The sequence below is a fragment of the Mesorhizobium sp. M7A.F.Ca.CA.002.15.2.1 genome, assembly GCF_003998715.1.
Classification (GTDB): Bacteria; Pseudomonadota; Alphaproteobacteria; order Rhizobiales; family Rhizobiaceae; genus Mesorhizobium; species Mesorhizobium ciceri.
In genome coordinates, this window is sequence record NZ_RZPI01000708.1 from 1 (window position 1) to 2,783 (window position 2,783).

At 66.0% G+C, this 2,783-nt stretch carries 1 protein-coding gene; it reads right to left on the minus strand.

The window, feature by feature from the left end; all coding sequences use genetic code 11:
• A partial coding sequence (locus ENZ74_RS27940) for a sarcosine oxidase subunit alpha family protein (protein ID WP_127313153.1) occupies window positions 1–2,765 on the minus strand: 2,765 nt, incomplete at its 3' end.
• Between the last annotated feature and the right edge of the window lie 18 nt (window positions 2,766–2,783).

Genomic DNA, 2,783 nt, shown 5'->3' on the forward strand with positions numbered 1-2,783 from the left:
CCTTCCTCCAGCACCACCTTTGGGTCTTTCGTTTTCAAGCCGACCAGTTGCTTGCGGCCCTTGGCGACCAGGTCGGGCCGCGCCATGCCCCTGATACCGACGAAGTCGGTCTTCTTCTTGCCGACCGCCCAGTCGAGACCGGCATCGTTCGGCGTCACCGTGCCGTCAGTGTCCTGGCCGACGATGATGTAGCCCTTTTCGGCGCGCAGCACGTGCATCGCCTCGGTGCCGTAGGCGGCGGCGCCATGCTTCTGGCCTTCGGCCCAAAGCGCTTCCCAGACCGCCTGGCCATAGTCGGCAGGCACGTTGACCTCGAAGCCCCGCTCGCCGGTGAACGACATGCGGAACAACCTCGTCGGCACGCCGCAGATCTTGCCTTCGCGCACCGACATATGCGGCAGCGCCTCGTCCGACATGTCGATGCCTTCGACCAGCGACGCGATGATGTCGCGGGATTTTGGTCCCTGCACGGCGATGACAGCCCATTGTTCGGTGATCGAGGTCAGCCAGACATTGAGATGCGGGAACTCGGTCTGGAGATAGTCCTCCATGTGGTTCATGACACGCGGCGCGCCGCCGGTCGTCGTCGTCACATGGAAACGGTCGGGCGCCAGCCTGCCGACGACGCCGTCATCATAGATGAAACCGTCCTCGCGCAGCATGATGCCATAGCGGCAGCGGCCGGGTTCCAGCTTCTCCCAAGGGTTGGTGTAGAGCAGCTCCATGAATTTGGCCGCATCCGGCCCGACCACTTCGATCTTGCCCAGTGTCGAGGCATCGAACAGGCCGGCAGTCTTGCGCACGGCGACGCATTCGCGGTCGACAGCAGCATGCATGTCCTCGCCCGCCTTGGGGAAATACCAGGCGCGCTTCCACTGGCCGACATCCTCGAACACCGCGCCTTGCGCCTCGGCCCAGGGATGGATCGCCGTTTTACGCGTCGGGTCGAACAGCGGCCCGCGCGCATGGCTGACGATGGCGCCGAAGGTCACCGGCGTATAGGGCGCCCGGAACGTGGTCAGGCCGACCTCCGGGATCGGCTTTCCCAGCATCTCGGCGGCAATCGCCAGGCCGTGCATGTTGGAGGTCTTGCCCTGATCGGTGGCCATGCCGTTGGTGGTGAAGCGCTTGACGTGCTCGATCGAGCGCATGCCTTCGTGCACCGCCTGGCGGATATCCTTGGCGGTGACGTCGTTCTGGAAGTCGACAAACGCCTTCACCGTGGTGTCCGGCCCGGCGCCAGGAGCCGCACCCAGCATGCCGCGCGACCAGCTCTCCGAGGTGTCGACCTTCGGCTTCGTACCCTTGGCGGTTTTCGCGCCCGCATCCCTGGCCGCTTTGGCGCCCGCGGCATAGGCCTCGTCGACCGTCGCCGATAGGCCGTCGGTACCATTGCAGGCGCCGACAGAGACACAATCCTGCGCATAGGTGCCCGGCACGAAGCGCTTGGTCTCGTCGTTGAAGGCGACCTTGCCGCGCGACTGCGAGAACAGATGCACCGACGGCGTCCAGCCGGCCGACATCAGGATCGCGTCGACTGGAATGATGCGTTCGCCGCCGCCATTCTTCGGCTGCACCGTCATCGAGGAAACGCGCAGCTTGCCGCCGGCGCGGATCACCGCGCGGCCGAAATTGACCTCGATGCCGAGCGCCCTCGCCTCGTCGATCACCGGTCCGGTCGGATTGTCGCGCAGATCGACGATCGCCGCCACGTTGACGCCGGCCTTCTTCAGGTCGATCGCCGCTGCATAGGCGGAATCATTGGCGGTGTAGACGCCGACATTCCTGCCGACCGCGACGCCATAGTGGTTGAGATAGGTGCGCGCGGCACCCGCCAGCATGATGCCCGGGCGGTCGTTGTCGGCGAACACCATGTGGCGCTCGATGGCGCCCGAGGCCAGCACCACGCGCTTGGCCCTGACTTGCCACAGCCGCTCGCGCGCCAGATCGTGGCCGGGAGCCTTCAGATGATCGCTGACACGCTCGACCAGGCCGACGAAATTCTGCGCGTAATAGCCAAACGCCGTCGTGCGCGGGAGCACGCGGACATTGTCCATCGCGGCGAGCTTCGCCACGGCAGCTTGCGCCCAGGCAAAGCCGTCCTGGCCGTCGATTTTCGCGCCGCTCTCGAAACGCAGGCTGCCGCCGAACTCGGCCTGCTCGTCGGCGAGGATGACCCGCACGCCGGTCTCCGCCGCTGCCAATGCCGCAGCGATGCCCGCCGCACCGCCGCCCAGCACCAGCACGTCGCAATGCGCATAGCGTGACGAATAATGGTCGGGATCGGGCTGGTCCGGGGAAACTCCAAGACCGGCCGCGGCGCGGATCTTGGGCTCGTACAGGCTCTTCCATGCCGCCTTCGGCCACATGAAGGTCTTGTAGTAGAAGCCGGCCGAAAACATCGGCGACGCGATGTCGTTGACCGCACCGACGTCGAAGGACAGCGACGGCCAGCGGTTCTGCGACTGCGCCTCGAGCCCGTCATAAAGCTCCTGCACAGTCGCGCGCACGTTCGGCGTCTTGCGTGCCGCGTCGCGCCTGATTTCGACCAGCGCGTTCGGCTCCTCGGCGCCCGCCGACAGGATGCCGCGCGGACGGTGGTACTTGAACGAACGGCCGACCAGATGGACGCCATTGGCGAGCAGCGCCGAGGCCAGCGTGTCGCCCTCGATGCCGGCATAGGACTGGCCATCGAAGCTGAAACGCGCGGTCTTGGCTTGGCTGAAGCGGCCGGCGCCGGAAATGCGGTACGACGCGCCGCTCATTTGCCAACTCCTGGCAGC